The sequence below is a fragment of the Pseudomonas sp. AC463 genome (assembly GCF_979253585.1).
On the sequence record NZ_CEEDDZ010001060.1, the window covers coordinates 1 to 243 of the forward strand.

Here is a 243-nt window from a genome sequence, read left to right on the forward strand (position 1 = left end):
TGGTGCTCGACCAGGCCTACACCGAGTATCTGGAAACCGAGGACGACGACGGCGGGCTCGAACTGGCGCGCACGCAACCCAACGTGCTGGTCACGCGCACCTTCTCCAAGATCTTCGGCCTCGCGTCGGAGCGGATCGGCTGGGGCTATGCCTCCACGGAGATCATCGACGCCATGCACCGCATCCGCGCGCCCTTCGCGTTCGGCATCGGCGCGCAGCGGGCGGCGATCGCGGCGCTCGGCG

Annotated in this window: 1 protein-coding gene; it reads left to right on the forward strand. The window is 69.1% G+C overall.

Features of this window, described 5'->3' with window-relative positions; all coding sequences use genetic code 11:
* Positions 1 to 243: aminotransferase class I/II-fold pyridoxal phosphate-dependent enzyme (locus tag AC0IYH_RS33505; protein ID WP_471838750.1), on the forward strand; the 243-nt coding region annotated here is incomplete at both ends.